Here is a 1,565-nt window from a genome sequence, read left to right as displayed (position 1 = left end):
GTTCGGACGCAGGAGCGGCGATCTAGCTCTTTGTTTAAGCATCGGATTTTCCGAAAACCGGATTCCACTTTCCGGTCCGATGCTCTAGCGCTTGGGGCAGCTCAGGGTTCGCCGTGGCTACAGCACCGCTTTCGGCGTCTGGATCAGTCGCGCCCATGCCTTCGCATGGGCCGCCGCAATCGCTTCGGCTCTTGAGAACAATGGGCATCTAGGGGGAAATCGCGGTCGATCGCCATGACCTCGCATCCCAATCTGATGACTGTCCGTCTACGACCGCCGGCTGCGCCGGCGAGCCCGTCCGCGATGCAACGCCGGATCGTCGTCTCGAACAACGCGCTCTGTCGGCCGATGAGCAGCGTCCGGATCATCAGCTCCCGATCGATCGAAGGCCGCCCCGTCTCGCTGTAGAACGGACGCAGAAGCGTGCGGAGATTGCCCTGGCGCCCCCGAAATMATGCGTCGGATCACATCAGCGGCGCGTGCTTTTTCGCCGCCAGCCATTCAGCAGTGCTGCGCAGGCCATCAAGCCAGGCGCGTCTGGGTCTCCAAGGCGTTTCCCGGGTGATCAGCGAGATTTCGAGGATGTTGACGGGCACGTCCGCGGCTCGGCCGGCGCGATAGATCCTGGACMGGCCGGCAGTGCCGGTGATGGCCTCGATATCGCTCGCCACCTGATTGATGCTGAGCCCTGCCCCCGATCCAACATTCATGACGCGGTGAGGCCCGTCATAGGTCGCGGCCCAGAGAAAGGCCGAGACGACGTCGTCGATATGAATGAAATCGCGCACGATCTMGCCCGTGCCCCAGATTTCGAGCGGCTTGCCGGCGAGCGCGTGACTGAGCATCGCGGCGACGACGCCTTGGCGCTTCAGAGCCGATTGCAGCGGGCCATAGGCGTTGGCGATGCGCAAGGCGAGATATTCGAGCCCGTAAAGGTGGTGATACAGGGCGAGGTATTTCTCGATCGCAAGCTTGCCGACACCATAGGCCGATATCGGATGGGTCGGCGCGGTTTCCGCGATCGGATGCCTGTCGGCCGGGCCATAGACGGTACCGCCAGACGAGGCGAAGACGACCCTTCTGACGGCGGCATCGTTGCAGATATCCAGGAAGCGCAACGTGCCCAGCACATTCGTCTCGAGATCGGAAACAGGCTTTTGCCCGGGGCTTCCCGGCACCGAACTGCTCAGGAGATGGAACACGATCTCCTGCCCCCGCGCGGCTTCGGTGATGGCCGCTTGATCCTCGAAATATCCGCTGCTCCAATGGACCCGCTCGTCCAGCGCCCGCCGATCGGCCGGCGCGCGCCCGAAGGCCCGGACGACCGCGCCTTGACGGGCCAGAGCGTTGGCCAGGTTGATACCGAGAAATCCGCCGCCACCCATGATCAGGCAACGGGTGCCATCGAGCCTCGGAACATCAACAGTGGCAATTGGCATGTCTACTCGTTGGGTCAGGATAGAAAAAACGTAGTCAATCAAGCAAATCGAAATCGATGTGGTTTTATTTCGAATTTGCGAATGAATTTATCCGATATAAATAAGCAACAATCCCATGCCATGGGG

The 1,565-nt window shown here is 61.2% G+C and carries 1 protein-coding gene and 1 pseudogene; both read right to left on the bottom strand.

Annotated features, from left to right (window positions below; genetic code table 11):
• Positions 1-275: 275 nt before the first annotated feature.
• A pseudogene (locus AC1DJT_RS36610) lies at positions 276-431 on the bottom strand (transposase); the annotation flags it as partial.
• 33 nt (positions 432-464) lie between these two features.
• The gene (locus AC1DJT_RS36605; protein ID WP_476836050.1) at positions 465-1,385 is read right to left on the bottom strand and encodes an NAD-dependent epimerase/dehydratase family protein; all 921 of its coding nucleotides are present in this window, start codon (positions 1,383-1,385) and stop codon (positions 465-467) included.
• Positions 1,386-1,565 lie beyond the last annotated feature (180 nt).

This window comes from Allobosea sp. 05T422_2, from assembly GCF_056396265.1.
This window is presented reverse-complemented; position numbering and strand designations above follow the sequence as displayed.